This is a genomic window from Pseudomonas sp. 57B-090624, assembly GCF_003234055.1.
Taxonomy (GTDB): domain Bacteria; phylum Pseudomonadota; class Gammaproteobacteria; order Pseudomonadales; family Pseudomonadaceae; genus Metapseudomonas; species Metapseudomonas tohonis.
Window position 1 is genome coordinate 1 of record NZ_QKRU01000071.1, and the last position, 22,824, is coordinate 22,824.

At 68.1% G+C, this 22,824-nt stretch carries 21 protein-coding genes; 8 read left to right on the top strand and 13 right to left on the bottom strand.

Going from position 1 to position 22,824, the window contains the following annotated elements:
- Both DMX10_RS25940 and DMX10_RS25945 read left to right on the top strand, forming a co-directional pair.
- A partial coding sequence (locus DMX10_RS25940) for a HupE/UreJ family protein (RefSeq protein WP_178083016.1) occupies positions 1-232 on the top strand: 232 nt, incomplete at its 5' end.
- A 184-nt stretch (positions 233-416) separates the two neighbouring features.
- On the top strand, positions 417-1,328 hold the full coding sequence (locus DMX10_RS25945; protein ID WP_111263796.1) for a glycerophosphodiester phosphodiesterase: 912 nt from the start codon (positions 417-419) through the stop codon (positions 1,326-1,328).
- Here DMX10_RS25945 and DMX10_RS25950 read toward each other — a convergent pair.
- From DMX10_RS25950 to DMX10_RS26000, 9 genes are all read right to left on the bottom strand, one after another.
- Positions 1,306-2,070, bottom strand: a complete 765-nt coding sequence (locus DMX10_RS25950; RefSeq protein WP_111263797.1) for an SDR family oxidoreductase — start codon at positions 2,068-2,070, stop codon at positions 1,306-1,308. The two genes, DMX10_RS25945 and DMX10_RS25950, sit on opposite strands and share 23 nt — an antisense overlap.
- A 1,358-nt stretch (positions 2,071-3,428) precedes the next feature.
- Positions 3,429-4,358 carry an ornithine cyclodeaminase family protein gene (locus tag DMX10_RS25965; RefSeq protein WP_111263799.1) on the bottom strand — a complete coding sequence of 310 codons (930 nt, stop codon included), beginning with the start codon at positions 4,356-4,358 and terminating at the stop codon, positions 3,429-3,431.
- 104 nt (positions 4,359-4,462) lie between these two features.
- Positions 4,463-5,179, bottom strand: coding sequence for an ABC transporter ATP-binding protein (locus DMX10_RS25970; protein ID WP_111263800.1), 717 nt, complete (start codon positions 5,177-5,179; stop codon positions 4,463-4,465).
- A complete protein-coding gene (locus DMX10_RS25975) occupies positions 5,176-6,051 on the bottom strand; it encodes an ATP-binding cassette domain-containing protein (RefSeq protein WP_111263801.1) in 876 nt (291 codons plus the stop codon). Before DMX10_RS25975 ends, DMX10_RS25970 begins: the two co-directional genes overlap by 4 nt.
- Entirely contained in the window at positions 6,048-7,334 is a 1,287-nt protein-coding gene (gene livM / locus DMX10_RS25980) for a high-affinity branched-chain amino acid ABC transporter permease LivM (RefSeq protein WP_111263802.1), read from the bottom strand. The genes DMX10_RS25975 and livM overlap by 4 nt, the downstream gene beginning before the upstream one ends.
- A 2-nt stretch (positions 7,335-7,336) precedes the next feature.
- Positions 7,337-8,251 (bottom strand): branched-chain amino acid ABC transporter permease LivH, encoded by a 915-nt coding sequence (locus DMX10_RS25985; RefSeq protein ID WP_111263822.1) that lies wholly within the window; start codon positions 8,249-8,251, stop codon positions 7,337-7,339.
- Between the two features lie 274 nt (positions 8,252-8,525).
- The gene (locus DMX10_RS25990) at positions 8,526-9,647 is read right to left on the bottom strand and encodes a branched-chain amino acid ABC transporter substrate-binding protein (RefSeq protein ID WP_111263803.1); all 1,122 of its coding nucleotides are present in this window, start codon (positions 9,645-9,647) and stop codon (positions 8,526-8,528) included.
- A 370-nt stretch (positions 9,648-10,017) separates the two neighbouring features.
- On the bottom strand, positions 10,018-11,301 hold the full coding sequence (locus DMX10_RS25995; protein WP_111263804.1) for an FAD-binding oxidoreductase: 1,284 nt from the start codon (positions 11,299-11,301) through the stop codon (positions 10,018-10,020).
- Between the two features lie 29 nt (positions 11,302-11,330).
- Complete coding sequence (locus DMX10_RS26000) at positions 11,331-12,821, bottom strand: aldehyde dehydrogenase family protein (protein ID WP_111263805.1); 1,491 nt, start codon at positions 12,819-12,821, stop codon at positions 11,331-11,333.
- Positions 12,822-12,945: 124 nt separating this feature from the next.
- Between DMX10_RS26000 and DMX10_RS26005 the strand changes: the two genes are divergently transcribed.
- Complete coding sequence (locus DMX10_RS26005; protein WP_111263806.1) at positions 12,946-13,875, top strand: LysR family transcriptional regulator; 930 nt, start codon at positions 12,946-12,948, stop codon at positions 13,873-13,875.
- Between the two features lie 83 nt (positions 13,876-13,958).
- Positions 13,959-14,978, top strand: a complete 1,020-nt coding sequence (locus tag DMX10_RS26010; protein WP_111263807.1) for a DUF1338 domain-containing protein — start codon at positions 13,959-13,961, stop codon at positions 14,976-14,978.
- Positions 14,979-15,338: 360 nt separating this feature from the next.
- Here DMX10_RS26010 and azu read toward each other — a convergent pair whose 3' ends face one another.
- Positions 15,339-15,788, bottom strand: a complete 450-nt coding sequence (gene azu / locus DMX10_RS26015) for an azurin (protein ID WP_111263808.1) — start codon at positions 15,786-15,788, stop codon at positions 15,339-15,341.
- Positions 15,789-16,161: 373 nt separating this feature from the next.
- Here azu and DMX10_RS26020 point away from each other — a divergent pair, with 373 nt between their 5' ends.
- From DMX10_RS26020 to DMX10_RS26035, 4 genes are all read left to right on the top strand, one after another.
- Positions 16,162-16,749 (top strand): TIGR00730 family Rossman fold protein, encoded by a 588-nt coding sequence (locus DMX10_RS26020; protein ID WP_111263809.1) that lies wholly within the window; start codon positions 16,162-16,164, stop codon positions 16,747-16,749.
- Between the two features lie 81 nt (positions 16,750-16,830).
- On the top strand, positions 16,831-17,277 hold the full coding sequence (locus tag DMX10_RS26025) for a DUF3465 domain-containing protein (protein WP_111263810.1): 447 nt from the start codon (positions 16,831-16,833) through the stop codon (positions 17,275-17,277).
- A 10-nt stretch (positions 17,278-17,287) separates the two neighbouring features.
- On the top strand, positions 17,288-17,662 hold the full coding sequence (locus DMX10_RS26030) for a DUF393 domain-containing protein (RefSeq protein ID WP_111263811.1): 375 nt from the start codon (positions 17,288-17,290) through the stop codon (positions 17,660-17,662).
- Between the two features lie 2 nt (positions 17,663-17,664).
- Entirely contained in the window at positions 17,665-18,108 is a 444-nt protein-coding gene (locus tag DMX10_RS26035) for a GNAT family N-acetyltransferase (protein ID WP_111263812.1), read from the top strand.
- A 216-nt stretch (positions 18,109-18,324) separates the two neighbouring features.
- Here the strand turns inward: DMX10_RS26035 and DMX10_RS26040 are convergent, their stop codons facing one another.
- The 3 genes from DMX10_RS26040 to DMX10_RS26050 form a co-directional block, all read right to left on the bottom strand.
- Positions 18,325-19,167, bottom strand: coding sequence for a mechanosensitive ion channel family protein (locus tag DMX10_RS26040; RefSeq protein ID WP_111263813.1), 843 nt, complete (start codon positions 19,165-19,167; stop codon positions 18,325-18,327).
- A gap of 144 nt (positions 19,168-19,311) precedes the next feature.
- On the bottom strand, positions 19,312-20,244 hold the full coding sequence (locus DMX10_RS26045) for a transglutaminase family protein (RefSeq protein WP_111263814.1): 933 nt from the start codon (positions 20,242-20,244) through the stop codon (positions 19,312-19,314).
- Positions 20,244-22,742 carry a circularly permuted type 2 ATP-grasp protein gene (locus DMX10_RS26050; RefSeq protein ID WP_111263815.1) on the bottom strand — a complete coding sequence of 833 codons (2,499 nt, stop codon included), beginning with the start codon at positions 22,740-22,742 and terminating at the stop codon, positions 20,244-20,246. Before DMX10_RS26050 ends, DMX10_RS26045 begins: the two co-directional genes overlap by 1 nt.
- Positions 22,743-22,824: the final 82 nt, after the last annotated feature.

Below are 22,824 nucleotides of genomic sequence, written 5' to 3' on the forward strand. Positions count from 1 at the left end.
CGCCGTGGGCCTGACCGCCCTGGTCGCCCTGGCCCACGGCGTCGCCCACGGACTGGAACTGCCCGAGCTGTCCAGCCCCTGGGGCTACGCCACCGGCTTCGTCGCCGCCACCGCCGCCCTGCACGCCGCCGGCTACGGCCTGGTGCGCGTGCTGCCGCAAGCCGCCGCCCCCCTGGTACGCGTTGCCGGCGGCGCCTCCGCCGTGGCCGGCGCCTGGCTGCTGGCGGGCTGAACCACCGCGTTGCACCGGCCGGCCGGGGGCTCCCCCATCCTCCCCTGGCCGGTCGCCCACCGCGCCCCCCTCGAAGACGCCTCCACGCGAAAGCGCAGCGGCGGGCATCGCCTTGGCGTCACGCTTTTGTCATAGTCCTCGCGTCTGATTCGGCACGCCCGTCCCTCTTCCTCGGAATATCGCCATGCGCTTCGCCCGTTTCCTGCTCGTCCCCCTGCTGCTGATCGCCATCGCCCTGGCGGTCCTCGTCCTCACCAGCAAACCGGCGTCGCCACCGGCGGTGATCCAGGCGCTGGGCGACAAGCCGCTGGTGATCGCCCACCGGGGCGGCCGCGGGTTGTGGCCGGAAAACACGCTGTTCGCCTTCGAGCGCGCCAGTGCCCTGGGCGTGGACATGCTGGAGATGGACATCCGCCTGACCGCCGACGGCAAGGTGGTCGTGCTGCATGACGCCGACGTGGACCGCACCACCGACGGCAGCGGCCCCATCGCCGGGCTGACCCTGGAACGCGCCCAGGCGCTGGATGCCGGTTACCACTGGACCGCCGACGGCGACGAGAACCACCCGTATCGCGGCCAGGGCATCCGCATCCCGACCCTGGACGCGGTGCTGCAGGCCTTCCCGGAACAGGCCAAGGTCATCGAGATCAAGGTGCCCGACGTGGGCCTGGAGGATCGCCTCTGCGAGGCGCTGACGGAGGCGAAGCAACGCGACAAGGTGATAGTCGGCAGCTTCTACGAGCGCAGCCTGAAACGCTTCCGCGAACAGTGCCCGGACGTGGCCACCTCGGCCAGCCCGGGCTCGGTGAAACTGCTGGTGGCGCTGAACTGGCTGGGCCTCGGGCGCCTGCTGTCACCCTCCTACCAGGCGCTGCAGATTCCCGAGCGCAGCAGCGGCCTGGAAGTGGCCACGCCGAGCCTGCTGGCCACCGCCATCGACCGTGGCCTCAACGTGCAGATGTGGACCATCAACGAGCAACCGGCCATGCGCCACCTGCTGGACATGGGCGCGCACGGCCTGATCACCGACTACCCGGATCGCGCCCTGCAACTGCTGGGGCGATCCACCCGCATCACTTCGCTGAACGATCAATAGCGAAGCCGGCCCAGGTCTGGCTCACGGGCATCAGCTCCAGGGTGTTGATGTTGATGTGCGCCGGCTGGTTCAGCACCCAGAAGATGGTCTCGGCGATGTCCTGCGGCTGGATCGGCTCGGCGCCGGCGTAGGTGGCGTCGTACTTGGCCTGGTCGCCACCGAAGCGCACCAGGGAGAACTCGCTCTCGCACAGCCCCGGCTCGATGTCGGTGACGCGCACGCCGGTGCCGACCAGGTCGTTGCGCAGGTTCAGCGAGAACTGCCGGACGAAGGCCTTGGTTCCGCCGTACACGTGGCTGCCCGGATAGGGGTAGCTGCCGGCGATGGACCCCAGGTTGACGATGCCGGCGCCGCGCCCGTGGGCGATCAGCTTCGGCAGCAGCAGGCGCGTGGTGTAGAGCAGGCCCTTGATGTTGGTGTCGACCATGGTGTCCCAGTCATCCAGGCTGCATCTGGGCGCCGGGTCGGTGCCCAGGGCCAGGCCGGCGTTGTTGATCAGGCCGCGCAAGGTGCCGAAGCGCTCCGGCAGGCCACCGATGGCCGCCTCCATCGCCGCGCGGTCACGCACGTCGACCACCAGCGGCAGCACCTCGACCTTCTCGCCAAGCTCCTCGGCCAGCGCCTTCAGCCGCTCCTCGCGGCGGCCGGTGATCACCAGCGACCAGCCCGCCTCGGCGAAACGCCGGGCACAGGCCTCGCCAAAGCCGGAAGTGGCACCGGTGATGAACAGGGTGGACGTCATGGGAATCTCCTCGAATCGATGGCAGCGGCACGCACTTCAGGCGTCGCCCGCCGGTTGGGCAGGAAGGCGTCCACAGTGCCAGAAACCGGCCGCTCTCTCCTAGCCCGGGCGCCGCTTGCCGGACGCGTGCCGCACCGTTCGGCAGAGCCCTTGCCAGGCCTGCTTCCGGGCCATCCATACCCAGCTTATCCACAGCTCGATAACAGCTTGGTCCACAGTTTTCGGGGACAAGCCCGGGCATGGTGCGGACGCCTGCGCAGAATGTTCCCGTTTTTCTCAAACCCAGCAGCTGCGGCGCTTGCAGGCCCGCGCAGCAGATGGCAATGGCTGATTTTCGACCAGCCAGCGCCAGCCCCTGGCGGTACTGGCGCCTGGCCAGGGCTCCAGAGCTTGCCCACAGAGTTATCCACAGCGTGCGGGGATAACTGCGAGGGCACTTCAAGGGGCATTGGCAAGTAACTGTTCCGCTTGAAAAAAGCATGACTGTACGAATCTCGACCAGACCGCCCGGACGACCGCCCATCCGGCCCGACAGCCACCTGCCCACATCTTTTCCACAGTTCGCTCCACAGATTTTGTGGGTGGCCCGGCTCGGTCCAAGGCGTGATGGCCGACCTACCTTGCGCCACCAAACCCGTAGGCTGGTGCCGAGCGCAGCAAGGCCCAACGGCACCATGCCAGCTCCGAATCCAACGCATCGCCCGGCACCTGTAGGGGCAAATGCATTGGCTCGGTCTGCGTTAAGTGTTGCTGGAGGATTTGAGTCCAGCTGATTGCCGAGCTCTGGTGATGTTTCTGGTTTCGCCCCCCGGGCGAGTCCCTTTTCTCAATCACCAGAAAAGGAACCAAAAGGGCTTGCCCCATCATCCGGCCCCGGCTTCGCCGCGGTGCCCTCACTCCATCGTCGCTATCGGGGGCCGGCGCGATGGACCATCCATGGCCTGGCGCGCCGCTCGCGGCATCCATGCCGCTCGTTCCCCGGCGCAACGACTGCGTTCGGCCTCCTGGAGGGGCGTTGGCGGCTGCTCCAACTTTCTTCGCTCAAATCCATACATTGATGTGCGCAGTAACCCAGCGCACGTTCGTAGGATGGCGTAGAGCGAAGCGAAACCCATGCGGTGGCGGTGGCACGAACCCTTGGGCGCCCGAAAAGGGCCATGCTTGAGCGCTTGCATTAAAACCACAACAGCTAACGCAGACAGAACCAATGCATTCACCCAGGCAGCACAAGGCGCCGCCCAGAGGCTTCGCGAGCAGAGCTCGCTCCTACAGGGCGCGTCCCGGTGTGGGGTGAGTGGTGGAATCGAACTCCGTTTGGTGGATGAAAAGAGCGTCATCCACCCTACAAAGCCCCTAGATCAGGCGCTGGCCAGCAGCAGGCGCGCTGCCACCAGGTCTTCCAGGGCGTAGCCGACCGACTTGAACAGGGTGATTTCCTCGGCATTCCGCCGGTGGCCACGGCCGTGCAGGAGCTCGCGCAACTCGGTGCCGATCGCGTCCTCGTCGAGCAGGCCGTCGGCGATGGCGAACAGCAGGTCGCCGGCCTCCTCCAGGGCTCCCTCGCGGGTGTCGACGACGATGCGCGCACGGGCCACGGCGGCGGAGTCGGTCTCGCGCATGCTCGGCAGGAAGGCGCCCACCAGGTCGAGGTGGGTGCCGGGGCGCAGCCAGTCGCCCAGCACCAGCGGCGAGCGCGAGGTGGTGACGCAGCTGATGCAGTCGGCCTGCTGCACCAGGCCTTGCAGGTCGCCGCCGACCTGCACCGGATACCCCTCTTCACGCAGGGCCGCCACCAGCCGGGCGGACTTGTCGGCGTCACGCCCCCAGATATCCACACGCCGGTAATCACGCACCTGGCAATGAGCGCGGACCATGTGCGTTGCCAGGGTGCCGTTGCCCACCACCAGCAAACGCTCGGCGTCTTCGCGCACCAGGTGAGCGGCCGCCAGGGCCGAGGTGCAGGCGGTGCGGCGCGCGGTGAGCTCCGAGGCCTCGAGCATGGCCAGCGGACGGCCGGTGTCGTCGTCGAACAGGGTGAACAGCGCCGCCACCGACGGCAGCCCGCGCGCACCGTTGCCGGGGAACACGGTCACCAGCTTGACGCCGATGCCCTGCCCCGCCTGCCACACCGGCATGGTCAGCAGGGACGCGCCATCCGGCAGCTCATGGCAGCCCCGCACAGGCGCCGCACAGGGCTCGGCGAGCCCGACCCGCAGCGCTTCGATCAGGGCGGGGTAGCCGAGCGCAGCGGCGACATCGGCGTTGGTGAAGAAACGCAGATAGGACATGGCATTCTCCGAATGGGCTGGAAGCCAGAAGCTCGAAGCCGGAAGCGAGCGACACCACCTCCAGCTTCCGGCTTCCGGCTTCCAGCTTCCAGCTTCCAGCTGCTTTAGTGCCCCCCCAGATACGCGTTGCGCACGTCCTGGTTGCCGAGCAGTTCCTCACCCGTGCCGCTCATGCGGATCTCCCCGGTGACCATCACGTAGGCGCGGTCGGAGAGGCGCAGGGCGTGGTTGGCGTTCTGCTCCACCAGGAAGATGGTCATGCCGCTCTTCGCCAGCTCGCGCAGGGTCTGGAAGATCTGCTTGACCACGATGGGCGCGAGGCCCAGGGAGGGTTCGTCGAGCAGCAGCAGGCGGGGACGGCTCATCAGCGCGCGGGCGATGGCGAGCATCTGCTGCTCGCCGCCGGACATGGTCATGGCGCGCTGGTTGCGCCGCTCCTTGAGCCGCGGGAAGAGGTCGAACATGCGCTGCATGTCTTCGTCCGCATGCTGGGCGCCGATGGGGATGGTACCCATCAGCAGGTTCTCCTCCACGCTCATGTCGGGGAATACCCGGCGCCCCTCCGGCGACTGCGCGATGCCGTTGGAGGCCACGTAGTGCGGGGACTTGCGCGAGATATCCACACCGCCGTAGAGGATCTCCCCGGCGCTGGCGCGGGGCTGGCCGAAGATCGACATCAGCAGCGTGGACTTGCCCGCGCCGTTGGAGCCGATGAGGCTCACCGTCTCGCCCTCGTTGATGTGCAGGCTGACCTTCTTCAGCGCCTGGATGGGGCCGTAGAAGACGTCGACGTCCTTGAATGCCAGGAGGGGTGCCGTCATGCCACTTCCTCCTCGTCGGCGCCCAGGTAGGCGGCGATCACCTTCGGGTCGTTGCGGATCGCCTCGGGGCCGCCCTGGGCGATCACTACGCCGTGGTCCAGCACCACGATGTGGTCGGAAATGCTCATCACCATGCCCATGTCGTGCTCGATCAGCAGTACGGTCAGTTCGTGTTCGTCGCGCAGCTTGCGGATGATCCGGCTGAGCGCCTCGGTCTCCGCCGGGTTGAGGCCGGCGGCGGGTTCGTCCAGGCAGATCAGTTGCGGCCGCGTGCACATGGCGCGGGCGATCTCCAGGCGGCGCTGCTGGCCGTAGGAGAGTTCACCGGCCAGCCGGTTGGCGCAGTCCACCAGGTCCACCACCTCCAGCCAGTAGAAGGCGTGGTTCAGGGCGTCCTCCTCGGCGCGGCGGAAGCCGGGGGTGTTGAGGATGCCGGCCAGCAGGTTGCGGTTGACCCACATGTGCTGGGCCACCAGCAGGTTCTCCACCACCGACATCTCCCGGAACAGGCGGATGTTCTGGAAGGTGCGTGCCAGCCCGGCGCGGTTCACCAGGTGGGTGCCGCCGAACATCTTGAACCAGAGCCGGCTGCCGAACTGCGCCGGGTTGACGAAGTCGGTGGCCTGGAAGGGCTCGCCCAGCACCTTGATCACGTCGGTGCAGGTGCCCCGGGCGTTGAGGCGGATGCTGCCGCCGGTGGCCTTGTAGAAGCCGGTGAGGCAGTTGAACACGGTGGTCTTGCCGGCGCCGTTGGGGCCGATCAGCGCGGAGATCGAGTGGCGCTTGATCTCCAGGCTGACGTCGTTGAGCGCCTTGATGCCGCCGAAGTGCATCATCAGGCGTTCGACGCTGAGGATGTTGTCGTCGCTCATGGCGCTACTCCTTTACGCGGGGTGAAGCCGCTGCGGCTGATACGGATCAGCCCGCGCGGCCGCCAGATCATCATCAGCACCATGAGGATGCCGAACAGCAGCACGCGGTAGTCGGCGAAGCTGCGCAGCAGCTCCGGGGCGACGGTGAGGACGAAGGCCGCGATGACCACGCCCACCGTCGATCCCATGCCGCCCAGCACCACGATGGCGAGGATCAGCGCCGACTCGAAGAAGGTGAAGGAGGACGGGTTGACGAAGCCCTGGTAGCTGGCGAAGAACACCCCGGCGAGGCCGGCGGTGGAGGCGCCCAGGGTGAAGGCGGAGAGCTTCACCAGCACGTGGTTGAGGCCCAGGGAACGGCAGGCGATCTCGTCCTCGCGCAGCGCTTCCCAGGCGCGGCCGACGGGCATGCGGGTCAGGCGGTGCTTGATGTAGAGCACCAGCATCACCACCAGGAACAGCACCACGTAGATGAACAGGAACTTCAGGTTGGGGTTGTAGGCGATGCCGAAGAACTCGTGGAACGGCACGCCCCCGTCCTTGGCGCGACGGCCGAACTCGAGGCCGAAGAAGGTCGGCGACGGCACCGGCATGCCATTGGGGCCGCCGGTGAAGCTCAGCCAGTTGTTGAGCACCAGGCGGATGATCTCGCCGAAGCCCAGGGTGACGATGGCCAGGTAGTCGCCGTGCATGCGCAGCACCGGGAAGCCCAGCAGGCAACCCGCCAGCGCCGCGGCCAGCGCCGACAGCGGCAGCACCGACCAGAAGCCCAGCCCCAGGTGCTGGTAGCCGAGCGCGAGGCCGTAGGCGCCGATGGCGTAGAAGGCCACGTAGCCGAGGTCGAGCAGGCCGGCGAGGCCGACCACGATGTTCAGGCCCAGGCCCAGCAGCACGTAGATCAGCCCGAGGATGACCACGGTGAGCAGGTACTTGCTGGCGAAGAACGGGAAGATCACCGCCGCCACGAGAATCAGCGGCAGCACCCAGCGCAGGCTGCTCTTGAAGTCCGGCGCGCGCACGTGCACGCCCGAGCCGCTGCTTTCGAAGCGCTCCAGCAGCACGGAACCACGGGCGCTCTGCAGGTACAGGCTGAGCAGGAAGCGCCCGAGCATGACGATGCCGATCATCCAGCCGACGCGGCCGAACTCCAGGTTGAAGCTGTAGCCGTCGAGCACCACGCCGACGATGGGGCCGAAGACGATGAGCGCCAGCAGCCCGGCGAGCACCGCATCGAGGAGGCTCTTCTTGATATCGATGGGTTTTCCAGAAATGGCAGAGGACATGCTTACACCTTGGCGACATGCGGGCGGCCAAGCAGGCCTTGGGGACGGAAGATCAGGATCAGCACCAGCAGGGAGAAGCTGAAGACGTCCTTGTAGTCGGTGTTGACCATGCCCGAGAACTGCGCCTCGGCGACGCCGAGGATGATCCCGCCGAGCATCGCGCCGGGCAGCGAGCCGATGCCGCCGAGCACCGCCGCAGTGAAGGCCTTGATGCCGATGATGAAGCCCGCATAGAAGTCGAAGGTGCCGTAGTTCATGGTGATCAGCACGCCGGCCAGCGCGGCCATGGCGGCACCGATGACGAACACGTAGGAGATCACCCGGTCGGTGTTGATGCCGAGGATCGAGGCCATCTTGCGATCCTGCTGGGTGGCGCGGCACATGCGCCCGAGCTTGGTGCACTGGATCACGTAGGTCAGCACGCCCATGCCGATGAAGGCGGCCACCAGGATGAACACCTTGGTGTAGGTGAGCTGGACGAAGCCCTCGCCGACGTGGAACTTCAGCGCGCCGTCGAGCAGCGTCGGTACGCCTTGCTGGCGGGCGCCCTGGGACAGCTGCACGTAGTTCTGCAGGATCAGCGACATGCCGATGGCGGAGATCAGCGGCGCCAGGCGCGTGGAGTTGCGCAGCGGCCGGTAGGCGATGCGCTCGATCACGAAGCCGTACACGCCCGTCACCGCGATGGTGAACAGCAGGGTGCCGAGGATCAGCAGCGGGAAGGACTCGAGGCCGAAGAACGCCAGCAGCGCGAGGGTGATGGCAGAGAGGTAGGCGGAGATCATGTACACCTCGCCGTGGGCGAAGTTGATCATGCCGATGATGCCGTAAACCATGGTGTAGCCGATGGCGATCAGGCCGTAGACCGACCCGAGGGTCAGGCCGTTGATCAGCTGTTGCAGGAAGATACCGTCCATCATTCAGTCTCGTCTTCTGGGGGACCGGCCTGGGGTTCGGCCAGCCTCCGCGAGTGGAATCAGACGGGTACCACTGAACTGGACCACTGGATTACGTCGGCAGTCATCTGCGCGGCACAAGCAGGGAGAGGTTTCAGCAGCCACCCGGAATACACCGGCTGGCCGAGCGCGTGTGGCGCCTGGTCAGCCGGCCGAGCCAGTACAGCAAACGAAGAGCCGGGGCTGAGCGAGCCGGAGCCGAGCGGCCCCGGCCGACGCGCAGCCAGCCCCGCGCTTACTGCTGGTGGTACTTGCCTTGCTCATCCCACTCGTAGATCACGTAGTCGGAGACCTTCAGGTCGCCCTTGCCGTCCCACTCCTTCTTGCCCATCACGGTCTGCACCGGGTGCGCCTTCAGCCACTCGCTGGCCTTGGCGCCTTCGTTGGCACCGGCGCCATTGAATGCGGCGGCCAGGGCCTGCAGGGAGGCGTAGGCGTAGAGGGTGTAGCCTTCCGGCTCGAAGCCGCCGGCGCGGAACTTCTCGATCACGGCCTTGCCGTCGGCGATCTTGCGCGGGTCGGCGCCGAAGGTCATGAGCACGCCCTTGGTGTACTGCGGGCCGCCGGCGGTGGTGACCAGCTCGTCGGTCACGATGCCGTCGCCGGAGAGGAACTTGGCGGTCAGGCCCTGCTCGCGCATCTGCCGGACCAGCGGGCCGGCCTCGGGGTGCAGGCCACCGAAGTAGACGACCTCGGCGCCGGTGGCGCGGATCTTGGTCACCAGGGCGTTGAAGTCCTTCTCGCCACGGGTCAGGCCTTCGTACAGCACTTCCTTCACGCCGCGCTTGGCCAGCTGCGCCTTGGTGGCGTCGGCCAGGCCCTGCCCGTAGGTGTCCTTGTCGTGGATGATCGCGACCTTCTTGGCCTTGAGCACGTCGACGATGTAGTCGCCGGCGACGATGCCCTGCTGGTCGTCACGGCCGCACATGCGGAACATGCCGGTCAGGCCGCGCTCGGTCACCTGCGGGTTGGTGGAGCCGGGGGTGATGGCGATGATGCCGGCCTCGTCGTAGATCTCGGATGCCGGGATGGTGGAGGACGAGCAGAAGTGGCCGACCACGCCGATCGCCTTGTCCTGGTCGACCAGGCGGTTGGCCACGGCCACGGCCTGCTTGGGCTCGCAGGCGTCGTCCGCCTTGACCAGCTTGATCTTCTCGCCGTTGACGCCACCGGCGGCGTTGATGTCCTCGGCGGCCTGGCTCGCGCCACGCCAGTACTGCTCGCCGAAGGAAGCGTTGGCGCCGGTATGAGGCCCGGCAACACCTATAACCACGTCAGCGAAAGCAAGGTTGGTCAAGCTCAGAACACTGGTAACCGCAACAGCCAAAATACCTTTCTTGAAAGTCTTGTGAGGCATGGGAGTTTTGCTCCTGAGGGGTTATGTGATTGGCGCGATAACTCGACCTAACGTGAGCAAGCGTCGTGCCACTCGTTTTTTGTTGTAGGAAAAAACCCGGGGCCACCCGCGCGTCCGCCCTGGAATGCGAGACGGCGCGCACGTGCAACCCTGCCGAACCAATAGGTGCAACCCTTTGCAACCAATCGCCGAATGGCCTTCTCAAGGGAATAGCAACCCACGGCGCGAAAAGCGCAACCTGCCGTAACCGTCACTGTCACCGAAGTGCACACCACTGGTGCGCGGCAAGCGCGCTGACGCACCAATACAGGCTAGTGCATGGCGGCCGAGGCAGCCGCTCCGCGTCGATGCAGCATGAACAAAACCAGCCTCAGATGACCACGCGCAGGCACTGGCCCGCGTGGTACAGGGAGAAGCCCAGCTCGTAGAGCCCGCTGCGCAGCGCAGGTGCGCCGACACCGCGCATGCTCTGCAAGGGCATGGGCAGCGATTCGGCCGAACCGCTCATGAGGAAGTCGGCGAAGGCCCGACCCACCACGGTTCCGGTGGTCACGCCCCGGCCGTTGTAGCCGGTGACGGCCACCAGCCCCGGCGCCGGTTCGAACAGGCGCATCAGGTGGTCCGGGGTGAAGGCGATGCAGCCGGTCCAGGTGGATTCCCACTGCACCTTGCCCAGGTAGGGGAAGTAGTGGCCCTGGATGCGATCGGCCCAGGCCTTGAGGAACCACAGCGGCTTGCGCGCGCCGTTGCCCAGGCTGCCCAGCAGCAGCCGGCCATCGGCGTCGCGGCGGATGCTGCTGAGCACCTGGCGCGTGTCCCAGGAGCCCTGCCCGCCCGGCAGGATGCGCGCCGCCGCCTCGCCGTGCAGGGGCTCGGAAGCGACCTGGTAGTAGTAGCCGGGGAAGAAGTTGCGGCGCAGCTCGGTCCACTCGCCTTCGGTGTAGGCGTTGGAGGCGATCACCACCTGCGGGGCGATCACGCTGCCGTGTTCGGTGAGCACGCACCAGGCATCGCCCTGGCGCTCCAGGCGGGTGACCGCGCTGTGCTGGAACAGCGAGCCGCCCAGGTAGCGCACCGCCTGGGCCAGGCCGCGGGTGTAGGCCATGGGGTTGAGGGTGCCGGCGCGACGGTCGAGCAACGCGGCGGCGATGCGCTCGGTGCCGGTGGCCTCGCGGCAGGCCTGGCCGGTGAGCAGCTCCACCGGTGCGCCACGGCGCTGCCACTGCTCGCAGCGGCTGGCCAGGTCGGCCTGGCCCCGGGCGTTGTGGGCCATGTGCAGGGTGCCTTCGCGGCGCAGCTGGCAGTCGATGCCGTACTTCTCGATCACCGCGAACACCTGGGCCGGCGCGCCGCCCAGGGTGCGGTTGAGCTGGGCGCCGACCTGCTCGCCCAGGCCCGCCTCGATCTCGTCCGGCGCAATCCACAGCCCGGCATTGACCAGCCCGACGTTGCGCCCCGAGCCGCCGTGGCCCACCTCATGGGCCTCCAGCACGCAGACCCGCCGGCCCTGCTCCAGCAGGCGGATGGCCGCGTTGAGCCCGGTGATGCCACCGCCGATGACGCAGACATCGGCGCGGACCTCGCCGTTCAGCGTCTCGGCCTTCGGCAGCGCCGGCGTCAGATACTCCCAGAGGCACTCCTGGCGCAGGGGCATGGACGGCATTCCTTAGGGCGATGGCCCGGTCAGTCGAAGGTGATGCCCTGGGCCAGCGGCAGTTCGTGGGAATAGTTCACCGTGGCGGTCTGCCGGCGCATGTAGGCCTTCCAGGCATCCGAGCCGGACTCGCGCCCGCCACCGGTCTCCTTCTCGCCGCCGAAGGCGCCGCCGATCTCCGCGCCGCTGGGGCCGATATTGACGTTGGCGATGCCGCAGTCGCTGCCCACCGCCGAGGTGAACAGCTCGGCCTCGCGCACGTCGGTGGTGAACAGGCAGGACGACAGCCCCTGGGGCACGGCGTTGTTCAGCGCCACAGCCTCGTCGAAGTCGCGGTAGCCGATGACGTAGAGGATCGGCGCGAAGGTCTCGTGGCGCACCACCGCGCTCTGCCCGGGCATCTGCACGATGGCCGGCGAGACGTAGTAGGCGTCCGGGAATTCGCCGGCCAGCTGGCGCTCACCGCCGAACACCACGCCACCCTCGGCGCGGGCCTGTTCGAGCGCGCGCTGCATGGCGTCGAAGCCGGCCTTGTCGATCAGCGGGCCGACCAGGTTGCCCTGCAGCGGATGACCGATGCGCACCTTGGCGTAGGCGGCCTGCAGGCGGCGGACGATTTCCTCGCGCACCGACTCATGGGCGATCAGCCGGCGCAGGGTGGTGCAGCGCTGGCCGGCGGTGCCGACGGCGCTGAAGAGGATGGCGCGCACCGCCAGGTCGAGGTCGGCGCTGGGGGCCAGGATCATGGCGTTGTTGCCGCCCAGCTCCAGGATGCTGCGGGCGAAGCGGGCCGCCACGCGTGGCGCCACTTCACGGCCCATGCGGGTGCTGCCGGTGGCGCTGACCAGGGCGACGCGGGGGTCGTCCACCAGCGCCTCGCCGGCCTCGCGATCACCGATCAGCACCTGGCTGAGGTGCGCCGGGGCACCGTCGAACTGCTTCGCCACGCGCTCGAACAGCGCCTGGCAGGCCAGGGCGGTGAGCGGGGTCTTCTCCGAGGGCTTCCACAGCACGGGGTTGCCGCAGACCAGCGCCAGCGCGGCGTTCCACGACCAGACCGCCACCGGGAAGTTGAAGGCGCTGATGATGCCGACCACGCCCAGGGGCTGCCAGGTTTCGCGCATGTGGTGGCCGGGGCGCTCGGAGGCGATGGTCAGGCCGTAGAGCTGGCGCGACAGGCCGACGGCGAAGTCGCAGATGTCGATCATCTCCTGCACTTCGCCCAGGCCTTCCTGGGTGATCTTGCCGGCCTCCCAGGACACCAGCTCGCCGAGGTCGGCCTTGTGCTGGCGCAGCAGCTCGCCGAACTGGCGCACCAGCTCGCCCCGACGCGGCGCCGGCACCTTGCGCCAGGCCTGGAAGGCCTCGGCGGCGAGGGCGATCTTGCCCTCGACCTCGGCGCGGCCTTCCAGTTGCACGCGGGCGATGCGGCTGCCGTCGATGGGGGTGTGCACGGCGTGCTCGCCCTGCTGGTAGAGCTTCGGGTCGACGCCTAGGCGGTCTAGCAATGCAGCAACCATTGGAACTCCTGGAAAGCGCTTCGGAAAAAGGTCGGCGCCAGTATTAGCCGCACCGGGGGCTTGCCAACAAACGACCTTTGCTCCACATATCATTCCTTTTGCTCATGAACCCGCGGACCCGAACATGCTCAAGCGCCACATGCCCTCACTCACCGCCCTGCAGTGCTTCGAAGCCGTGGCGCGCCACCTCAGCTTCACCCGCGCCTCCGAGGAGCTGGCCCTGACCCAGAGCGCGGTCAGCAAGCAGGTGGCGCAGCTGGAGGAGATGCTCCAGCACCTGCTGTTCCGCCGTGTGCGCCGACGCCTGCAACTGACCCCGGCGGGCTCGCTGTACCTCTCCGAGGTGCGCAAGATCCTCACCCAGGTGGAGATGTCCACCCACTACATGCTGTCCTACGGCGGCGAGACCGAGGTGCTGCGCGTGGCCACCCCGCCGACCTTCGGCGCGCGCTGGCTGATTCCCCGCCTCAAGGGCTGGCGCCATCGCCATCCCAACGTGCACCTGGACGTGCGCAACGAGCTGGAGCCGGATGCCCTGCTCCAGGGCCGCGCCGACGTGGCGCTGTTCTTCGGCCAGGGCGCGCTGCCGGGCGCCGAATGCATCCGCCTGTTCAGCGAGGAAGTGGTGCCGGTCTGCGCGCCATCGAGCATGCCCGCCGAGCCCTTCACCGACCCCGCCCAGCTCACCACCCTGGTACTGCTGCAGAACGCCACCCGCCCGGAGGCCTGGCACGAGTGGTTCCAGAGCCAGGACCGGCACACCGAGCACAGCTATCACGGGCCGCGCTTCGACACCTCCTACATGTGCATCCGCGCGGCCCAGGCCGGCTGCGGCGTGGCCCTGCTGCCGCGCTTCCTGGTGGAGGAGGAGCTGGCCGAGGGCAAGCTGGTGATCCCCTGGAACCACGCCATGCCCAGCCGCAACGCCTACTACCTGGCCTACCCCGAGCACGCCGCCGAAGTGCCCAAGGTGCGCGACTTCGTGCGCTGGATGCTGGAGCAGCTGGAGAACGGCGCCCGGGGGCCGGCGTCGCATCAGGAAAAAACGGAATGAACCCGCCGGTTTTTTTCGTTTGCCCGGCGCCCGCGCGGCTGCTTGGATAGCAGGCCCGTACAGCCACAGCCGAGCCCCTGCCGATGAACGCCCGCGAACGCCTCCTGCCCCTGGTCGCCCATGTGATCGGCGAGCCCGCCGCCCGCTGGGTCGATGCCCATGTCGAGGTGCCCGCCGCCCTGGACGGTTTCGCGTTCGAGACGGGGCGCATCCATCGCGCCTGGCTGGCCGAGGCGCTCAACCTGTGCCTGTTCCACAAGCTGGTGGAGGCGGTGCCCATCGGCCGCACCTACGTCGAGGAACAACGGGCGGACGGCCGCCAGGTGCTGTTCGACCACGGCGCCATCCGCACCGTCGACTGGCCCGACAACGGCGCCCTGCCCCGTGGCCGCCAGGCCTTCGTGCGCATCCTCGAGCCCCTGGGCTTCACCGACGTGCGCACCTACCCGCTGACCCGCCTGAACATGACCGGCTACGCCTACCGGCAGATGGACCTGCCCGAGGACATCGCCCAGTTCTTCGTCTCCGAGCTGCACCCGGGACGCTTCAGCGAGGCCTTCCAGCTCGCGGTCAGCCGCGTGGTGGGCGCCAGCCGCGACCCGCTGCAACCCCGCCACCTGGCGACGCTCGATGAACTCTGGCGCACCCGCCATTGCAGCCGCGAGCAGGCCCTCGACCTGCTGCCCGCGCTGTTCGACGCCTTCGGCTGCCAGCACGGCGCGCCCCTGGAAAGCGACTACGAGCAGCTGCGCGAGGAAAGCGCCGAGATGGCCTGGATCGCCACCGAGGGCAACATGTTCAACCACCTCACCGACCGCGTCGCCGACCTGCAAAGCGTGGTCGCCGCCCAGAACGCCAAGGGCCGGCCGATGAAGGCCAGCATCGAAGTCTCCGCCTCCGGCCGCGTGATGCAGACCGCCTACCGCGCGGTGCAGGTCGAACGCGATTTCATCGACGCGGCCGGCTCCACGGTGCGGCGCCAGGTGCCCGGCTCCTTCGTCGAGTTCATCCAGCGCAAGGCCGACGAGGCCGATGGCCGCATCGACCTCGCCTTCGACAGCAGCAACGCCCAAGGCATCTTCAAGATGACGGCGGGGGCCTAGCAGGGCCTCCCAGCCCACGCAGGGTGGAGTCGCTTCACCTCCACCAAGCGGACTCGCCCCGGACACAGACTGTGTGCGAATTCATTCGCGATGGAGTATCCCCACACTCGAAGAGCGTCATTGCGCGCATTCATCCAGGACCGGGCGCAGAAAAGAGCGGTGGTCTGAAGCCCACCCTACGCCCACCCGACCCTGCAAGGTGCTCGCCGGCGAGGAGTACATGAGACGAAGCTCCGCCCGGTGGATGAAAAAAGCGTCATCCACCCTACCCAGCTACCACCCTTGTGCTGGCGTGAGCGGCTTTCGCCGGGCATGAAAAAGGCCGCTTCACGGAGCGGCCTCTTGTCATTGCCTGTCGGGTCAGTCGACCAGGGCCAGGGTGCCCTTCATCATCGAGACGTGGCCGGGGAAGGAGCAGAAGAACTCGTAGCTCTCGCCAGCGGCCAGCTTGGAGACGTCGATAGTGGTGGTCGCGGTCTCGCCGCCGCCGATCAGCTTGGTGTGGGCGATGATGCGGGCGTCGTCGGCCTTGAGGTAGTCCTTGTCGACACCGGCGGTCATGCCTTCGGTGGCGATGGCCTGGGCGTCGGCGGTCTTGCTCAGGACCCAGTTGTGGCCCATCACGTTCTTGGGCAGCTTGCCGACGTGCTTGAGGTTCACGGTGAAGGTCTTGCAGCTTTTGCTGACCTTGATTTCCTTCGTGTTGAAGGTCATCTGATCAGTGCCTTCCACGTCCACCGAACATTCAGCAGCCAGCAGAGGGGCACTGGCCAGGGCCAGCACGGATGCAACGACGAGCTTGCGAATCATTGGAGTCTCCTTGGCAGGTAGGGCCGGATCAGCCCAGAGGGGAGACTGCCTGAGTCGGCGTGGAGTTCCCATAACCTGCGTCAACAAACCGCAGGAATCCCGCGCCCTGCGCAGGGGCTATCACGGCCATCGAGACAATCAAACGGCGCCCCGCCAGCGCGGCGCGGAGAATGCCGGCATCGCATACCGAGGAGCGCCACCATGAACTTCCTGCAAAGCCTGCTCGCCGCCTACGCCGCCGGAGCCAGCGGCAGCTGCGACGACTGATCCCGCACACCCGCCTTGCCCCTACCGTTCGGAAGCTGCGTCCACGCGCCGCTTCCGGGACGCCACGCGAGCCGTTAACCTTGCCGACTTTTTTCGGGAGTCGACCATGACCTTGCGCTCCGTGTGCGTATTCTGCGGTGCCAGCCCCGGCGCCAACCCCATCTACCAACGTGCCGCCAGCGACCTGGGTCGCACCCTGGCCGAACGCGGCCTGACGCTGGTCTACGGCGGTGGCGCGGTCGGCCTGATGGGCACCGTGGCCGACGCCGCCCTGGCGGCCGGAGGCGAGGTGATCGGCATCATCCCGCAGAGCCTCAAGGAGGCCGAGATCGGCCACAAGGGCCTGACCCGCCTGGAAGTGGTGGACGGCATGCACGCCCGCAAGGCCCGCATGGCCGAGCTGGCCGACGCCTTCATCGCCCTGCCCGGCGGCCTGGGCACCCTGGAGGAACTCTTCGAGGTATGGACCTGGGGCCAGCTCGGCTACCACAGCAAGCCCCTGGGCCTGCTGGAGGTGAACAGCTTCTACGGCAAGCTCACCGAATTCCTCGACCACCTGGTGGAAGAGCGCTTCGTGCGCGACCAGCACCGCGGCATGCTGCAGGTCGGCGGCACCCCGGACATCCTGCTGGAACGCCTGGAAGCCTGGCGCCCCACCGTGGCGCCCAAGTGGGTCGACCGCAAACCCCACTGATCCCTCTGGACAGCCCTGACGGCCGTGCCCCAGCATGCCGCCTGGGCTGACCCGGCCCGCCGAACGGACGTGGCCCGCCCCATGAAGAAGCTTTTCATCGCCCTGCTCCTGGGCCTTGCACTCTATGGCGTGCAGCAGCGCCACCCAGGCTGGCTCCAGGGCCTTGCCGGCGCCCCCGCCACCACCGCATCCAGCACCAGCGCCCAGCTGCGCCAGGCCTTTGAGGATCGCCGCAGCGACCTGCAGGTCGAGGGTCGTGCCGTGGTCACCCGCGTGTTGCGCGACGATCTCAAGGGCAGTCGCCACCAGCGCTTCCTGATGCGTACCGACGACGGCCTGAGCCTGCTGGTGGCGCACAACATCGACCTGGCGCCACGGGTCGAGGGCCTGCGCGAAGGCGACACGATCGAGTTCGCCGGCGAATACGAATGGAACGACAAGGGCGGGGTGATCCACTGGACCCACCACGACCCACGCGGCCGCCACCCGGGTGGCTGGCTGAAGCACAACGGCAGGACCTACCAATAGGGAGCGGGCGATGAGCGAGGACGAAGGGCGCATCAAGGTCTACTACAACAGCGCCTGCCCCGTGTGCCGGGCGGGCATCGAAGGGCAGAAGGGCAAGACCACCGCCTGCGAGATCGAGTGGGCCGACGTGCATGCCGACAACCAGGCGGTGGAGGAAATCGGCGAGGCGCTGGAGTACGTCCGCGAGCGCCTGCACCTGGTGGACGAGCAGGGCGTGAAGCGCATGGGCGTGGACGCCTTCATCGTGCTCTGGCGCCACTCCCCCAGGGAGCGCTGGAAGGCCCGCCTGCTCTCACTGCCGCTGATCCACGGGCTGGCGCAGCTGGGCTACAAGGCCTTCGCCCGACTGCTCTATCTCTGGAACCGATCGAAACGACACTGGTGAACATGGACATACTCGAACGCATCGACGCCAACGACCGCCAGCGCCTGGTGGAGGTCTGGGAAGCCGCCGTGCGCGCCACCCACCACTTCCTCGGCGAGGACGACATCCAGTTCTTCAAGCCGCTGGTGCGCGACGCCTACCTGGATTCGGTGAAGCTGGCCTGCAGCCGCGACGCCGACGGGTACATCCAGGGCTTCATCGGCACCGCCGAAGGCACGGTGGAGATGCTCTTCGTCGACCCGATGCGGCATGGCCAGGGCATCGGCCGCGAACTGCTGCGGCACGCCATCGACCACGAAGGCGCCACGGCGGTGGACGTGAACGAGCAGAACCCCCAGGCGGTGGGCTTCTACCTGCGCATGGGCTTCGAGGTGGCCAGCCGCTCGGAGCTGGATGGCTCGGGCAAGCCGTTTCCCATCCTGCACCTGCGTTTGAAAGGGTCGTAGCGTCGGGAGCAGCAGCGTTTCGTAGGTTGGCGCAGAGCGCAGCGAGCGCCCAACGGTGCAGGGTTCAGGCCCGCCAGACGCTCCCGGGCTGAAGCCCGGGCTACGCTGCTGCGTTCGTCGCGAACGGAGCCCGGCGGGAGCACCGCTGGTGGATGAAAAGAGCGCCATCCCCCCTACAAAAGCAAGACTCCGCGCCGATCACTTCATTCGCCCGGCCTAGCCCTGCTGCACGATCACCGTCTGCGCCGGCATGGGTGCGGGGAAGTCGGCGCCCAGGGCGTCCTTGATGGTGCGGTTGGTGTCGAAGTACACCTGCCAGTAGTGGTCGTTGTGGCAGTAGGGGCGCACCGCCAGCACCGGGCCCACCAGGTTGAATTCGAGGATCTCCACTTCCACCGCCGGCTCGGCCAGCACGTTGGCGATGGCCGCCACCCGCGCCTTGAGCAACGCCACCGCGGCAGCATGGTCCGCCGAGCCGGAGAGCTGCGCCTTGAGGTCGACGCGGCGGTAGGCGTTGTGGGTGAAGTTCTGGATGTTGTCGGTGAATATCTTGTTGTTGCCCACCAGGGTCAGCACGTTGTCCGGCGTGTTGATGGCGGTGGCGAACAGGCCGATCTCCTTCACCGTGCCGACGACGCCGCCGGCGCTGATGAAGTCGCCGACCTTGAACGGCCGCAGCACGATGATGAAGCCGCCCGCCGCGAGGTTGGCCAGGAGCCCCGACCAGGCCATGCCGATGGCCAGGCCGACCGCTGCGATCAGTGCCGCGAGGCTGGTGGTCTGCACGCCGAAGTAGCCGAGGATGCCCACCACCAGGAGGATGTTCAGGGTCACGGTGATGAACGAGCCGACGTAGCGCAGCACGGTCGGGTCGACCCGCTGGCGCTCCAGGGATTTCTGCACCAGGCCGACCGCGAAGCCGATCAGCCAGCGCCCCACCACCCAGAAGACGATGGCGACGAGGATCTTCACGCCGAAGCTGGTGGCGTATTGCATGACGGTGTTCATGAAGGCGCTGACCTTCTCGGTCCCGACCGTCACTATCGTTGTTTCGTCCATGGCGAGCGCTCCGTGGGAGATGGCTCGTTTGACGCTAGCAACGCCCGGCCCAAGCGCAACGGCAGGCGCGCAAAATATCGCCCCGCCGGTGCCGCCGCCGGGCCCCGTGTTTCAACCATGAGACAGAAGCGCGGGCGAACCCGGTCAGATCGCCATCTCCCACAATGGCATCACCGTCACCCGCACCTCCGGGTCATGGCTGCCCCCACCGAGGATCACCCCGCGCAGGGGCGATACGTCGGAGAAGTCGCGACCCCAGCCCAGGGTGATGTGCTCCAGGTCCGGGAGGATGTTGTTGGTGGGGTCGAAGTCCACCCAGCCATTGCGCGGGCAGTACACCGACACCCAGGCGTGGGAGGCGTCGGCACCGATGAGCCGGGGCTGCCCGGGCGGCGGCTGGGTCAGCAGGTAGCCACTGACGTAGCGTGCGGCCAGGCCCCTGGAGCGCAGGCAGGCGAGCATCAGGTGGGCGAAGTCCTGGCACACGCCGCGACGGCGCTCCAGCACCTCGGTCAGCGGGGTCGCCACCTGGGTGGCCTCGGCGTCGAAGTCGAAGCCGGTGAAGATTTTCTCCATCAGCGCGGCAGCGCAGAGCAACAGCGGCCGGCCGAGGGGGAAGCAGTCCTCGGCGAAGTCGGCGAACTGGCGCTTGATGCGCACGTAGGGCGACTCGACCCGGTAGCGGCAGGCCTCCAGCACCTCGGCCCCCAGCGGACGCCCGGTGAAGGCCTGCCCGGCCAGGGCCAGCTCCCAGGGGGGCGAGCTGTCCAGCGCATGGGGGCCGCGGGGCAGCACGTCCACCAGCAGCCGCGCGTTGACCTGCAATTCGTCATGGGGCCGCTCGAAGGCCAGGCGGCACAGCGGGTTGCCGAACACGTCGAGCCCTTCGCTGCGCGAGGACGGCGCCGGGTTGATCTCCAGGTCCTGCCCGCTGCACAGCTGCCAGGGGCATTCGCGCGGCCACAGGTGCACCAGCTGCTGGGCCAGCGACACCGGTGCGGCGTAGCGGTAGTGGGTGTCGTGGAACACCTGGTAGCGCGCGCCCTGGGGGGCGACGGAGGCGGCTTGGGAGTGCATCAGGTGGATACCGTTTGCTGGCTGACGTCGTCGACATGAGCAAAATAGCGCAACGCGAGGCGATCCGAGACCTGGCCGACCATCTGGCCGATTTCGCCGAGCAGTTGCGCCAGCCCCTCCAGCACCTCGTCGAGGCTGTCGCTGCCGAACAGCGGGTTTTCCAGGGTGCCCAGGTCGAAGGCCAGCAGGCGGCCGATCAGGCCGCTCAGCATCAGCTCCTGGGGTGCGCCGAATTCCTCGTGCAGCCGGCCCAGCGACCGCTCCAGGGCCTGCAGCTGGAAGCGCAGTGCATGGGGGTTCTGCTCGTGCAGCAGGAGCAGGTCCAGCACTGGGATCAGCTGCGGCGAGGCCAGGTAGCGCGAGCGGTAGGTGATGGTGCTGTTGCCCAGCTCCAGCAGCCACTCCAGGGCACCCGGGTCCCAGGCCGCACCGCCGCGCAGGAAGCCGGCGATGCTCTCGGCGAAGAAGCCCACCCGCTCGATGCGCCGGCCGATCATCAGGAAGCGCCAGCCGTCGTCGCGGGTCATGTCGTCGAGGGCGAAGCCGGAGAGCGCCGCCAGTGACATCAGCAGGCGGCTGAGGAAGTCCAGGGCGTCGCCCAGGTCCATGCGTGCCGGGTCCAGCCCCTGGGCTTCCTGCTGGAGTTCCAGCACCGCGTGCCAGTTCTCCCGCGACAGGCGGCCGCGCACCTGGGCCGCCGCCCAGTGCAGGCGACGCAGGTTGGCGCTGAGGCTGAAGGCCCAGTCGTCACTGAGCAGCGCCTGGAGCAGCCGTCGGTCCAGGGGCTCGTCGCCGGGCGGCAGCTGGCCCAGGGCCTCGGCCAGCTCCAGCGCGGCCTGCCGGGCCCGCTCGTCACCGTCTGCGTCGACGTAGCGCGAGAGCACCACGCGCAGCAACCGCGCGGCGTCATCGCAACGTTCGGCATAGCGGCCGAACCAGAACAGGTTCTCCACCACCCGCGAAGGCAGGTAGGGGTCCTGGCGGATCAGGTCGCGCACACCGAGGGTGCGCGGGCGCAGGGGCTCTCCGGTCACCGGCCGGTCGGCGAGCACCCAGGTGTCCTTGCTGGCACCGCCGCGCTGCATGGACACCACTTCGGCATCCGCCTCGGAGGCCACGCGCGTGAGGCCGCCGGGCATCACCCAGTAGCCGCCGTCGGCGGTGGCCACGGCGAACACGCGCATGCCGATGGCCCGCGAATGCAGGGCGCCGCGCTCGCCTTCGGCCTGCCACACCGGTGCCAGGGACAACTGCGCCTGGCGTTGGGCGACATAGGCGTGGGGGCGTGCCTGCAGGCGCTTGCGCAGCGCATCCAGCGCGTGCGGCGCCAGGTTGTGGCCGAACACCGGCTCGAAGCTCTGCGAGGGGAAAGCCGGCTTGATCACCAGGCCCTCCAGGGCGCCGAGGGTTTCCTGCAGCACGCCGGGGGTGCCGCACCAGCGGGTGCCGACGGTGGGCAGCAGGAGTTCCTCGCCGAACAGACGGCGGTTGACGGCGGGCAGGAAGCCCAGCAGGCCGGGGGACTCCAGTACGCCGCTGCCCAGGGCATTGGCCACCAGCACGCGGCCACGGCGCACGGCGTCGAGCAGGCCGGGCACGCCGAGGGCCGAGTCGGTGCGCAGCTCGAGGGGGTCGCAGAAATCGTCGTCCAGCCGGCGCAGCACGGCGTGCACGCGCTTCAGGCCGCCCAGGGTCTTGAGGTAGAGGGTGGCGTCGCGCACGGTCAGGTCGTGGCCCTCCACCAGGGGGAAGCCCAGCTGGCGCGCGAGGTAGAGGTGCTCGAAGTAGGTTTCGTTGAAACGTCCCGGCGTGAGCAGCACCACCAGGGGCGTCTCGCCGTCGCTGGGGGCCTGGCGGATCAGCGTCTCCTGCAGCGCGCGGAAGTAGCCGGCCAGGTACTGCACGCGCAGGTCGCGGTACAGCTCCGGGAAGGCGCGCGAGACGATCTGCCGGTTCTCCAACGCATAGCCGGCACCGGAGGGCGCCTGGGTGCGGTCGGCGAGCACGTGCCACTGGCCGTCGGCATCGCGCGCCAGGTCAACGGCGTAGCTGTGCAGGTAGGTGCCGCCGATGGCCTGTACGCCCTGGCAGGGCCAGAGGAAGCTGGTGTGGCCGAATACCAGCTCGCTGGGCAGCAGGCCTTCGGCGATGAGTTTCTGCTCGCCGTAGACGTCGGCCAGCACGGCGTTGAGCAGGCGCGCGCGCTGGGCCACGCCCTGGGCGATGGGCTGCCATTGCTCGGCGGAAATCAGGTTGGGCAGCAGGTCCAGCTCCCAGGGGCGGTCGGTGCCCTTGGGATCGGCGTAGACGTTGTAGGTGACGCCGTTTTCCTGGATCTGCCGCGCCAGCAGTTCCTGGCGCTGGCGCAACTGGGCGGCACTGCTGCGCTGCAGCTGGAGGTACAGGCGCAGCCAGTGCGGACGCACCTCGCCGGTGGCGTCGAGCAGCTCGTGGTAGGCCGTGTCGGTCAGGGGGTAATGGGCAAGCAGGTCGGACATCTGGTACTCGCGAATGGATGCGCCCGTTCTCAATTGTAATCCTGGGTGCCGCCGCAGCCGGCCGGACGCCAGGCTGCGGCGG

Bases quoted from the DNA above. Each gene is read 5' to 3' on its own strand.
- DMX10_RS26035 (WP_111263812.1), top strand. From the start codon at position 17,665: ATGGACATACTCGAACGCATCGACGCCAACGACCGCCAGCGCCTGGTG.
- DMX10_RS26005 (WP_111263806.1), top strand. From the start codon at position 12,946: ATGCTCAAGCGCCACATGCCCTCACTCACCGCCCTGCAGTGCTTCGAA.
- DMX10_RS25970 (WP_111263800.1), bottom strand. From the start codon at position 5,179: ATGACGGCACCCCTCCTGGCATTCAAGGACGTCGACGTCTTCTACGGC.
- azu (WP_111263808.1), bottom strand. From the start codon at position 15,788: ATGATTCGCAAGCTCGTCGTTGCATCCGTGCTGGCCCTGGCCAGTGCC.
- DMX10_RS25990 (WP_111263803.1), bottom strand. From the start codon at position 9,647: ATGCCTCACAAGACTTTCAAGAAAGGTATTTTGGCTGTTGCGGTTACC.
- DMX10_RS26030 (WP_111263811.1), top strand. From the start codon at position 17,288: ATGAGCGAGGACGAAGGGCGCATCAAGGTCTACTACAACAGCGCCTGC.
- DMX10_RS26045 (WP_111263814.1), bottom strand. From the start codon at position 20,244: ATGCACTCCCAAGCCGCCTCCGTCGCCCCCCAGGGCGCGCGCTACCAG.
- DMX10_RS26025 (WP_111263810.1), top strand. From the start codon at position 16,831: ATGAAGAAGCTTTTCATCGCCCTGCTCCTGGGCCTTGCACTCTATGGC.
- DMX10_RS26020 (WP_111263809.1), top strand. From the start codon at position 16,162: ATGACCTTGCGCTCCGTGTGCGTATTCTGCGGTGCCAGCCCCGGCGCC.
- DMX10_RS25975 (WP_111263801.1), bottom strand. From the start codon at position 6,051: ATGAGCGACGACAACATCCTCAGCGTCGAACGCCTGATGATGCACTTC.
- DMX10_RS26050 (WP_111263815.1), bottom strand. From the start codon at position 22,742: ATGTCCGACCTGCTTGCCCATTACCCCCTGACCGACACGGCCTACCAC.
- DMX10_RS25995 (WP_111263804.1), bottom strand. From the start codon at position 11,301: ATGCCCCTGCGCCAGGAGTGCCTCTGGGAGTATCTGACGCCGGCGCTG.
- livM (WP_111263802.1), bottom strand. From the start codon at position 7,334: ATGTCCTCTGCCATTTCTGGAAAACCCATCGATATCAAGAAGAGCCTC.
- DMX10_RS25965 (WP_111263799.1), bottom strand. From the start codon at position 4,358: ATGTCCTATCTGCGTTTCTTCACCAACGCCGATGTCGCCGCTGCGCTC.
- DMX10_RS26010 (WP_111263807.1), top strand. From the start codon at position 13,959: ATGAACGCCCGCGAACGCCTCCTGCCCCTGGTCGCCCATGTGATCGGC.
- DMX10_RS25945 (WP_111263796.1), top strand. From the start codon at position 417: ATGCGCTTCGCCCGTTTCCTGCTCGTCCCCCTGCTGCTGATCGCCATC.
- DMX10_RS26000 (WP_111263805.1), bottom strand. From the start codon at position 12,821: ATGGTTGCTGCATTGCTAGACCGCCTAGGCGTCGACCCGAAGCTCTAC.
- DMX10_RS25950 (WP_111263797.1), bottom strand. From the start codon at position 2,070: ATGACGTCCACCCTGTTCATCACCGGTGCCACTTCCGGCTTTGGCGAG.
- DMX10_RS26040 (WP_111263813.1), bottom strand. From the start codon at position 19,167: ATGGACGAAACAACGATAGTGACGGTCGGGACCGAGAAGGTCAGCGCC.
- DMX10_RS25985 (WP_111263822.1), bottom strand. From the start codon at position 8,251: ATGGACGGTATCTTCCTGCAACAGCTGATCAACGGCCTGACCCTCGGG.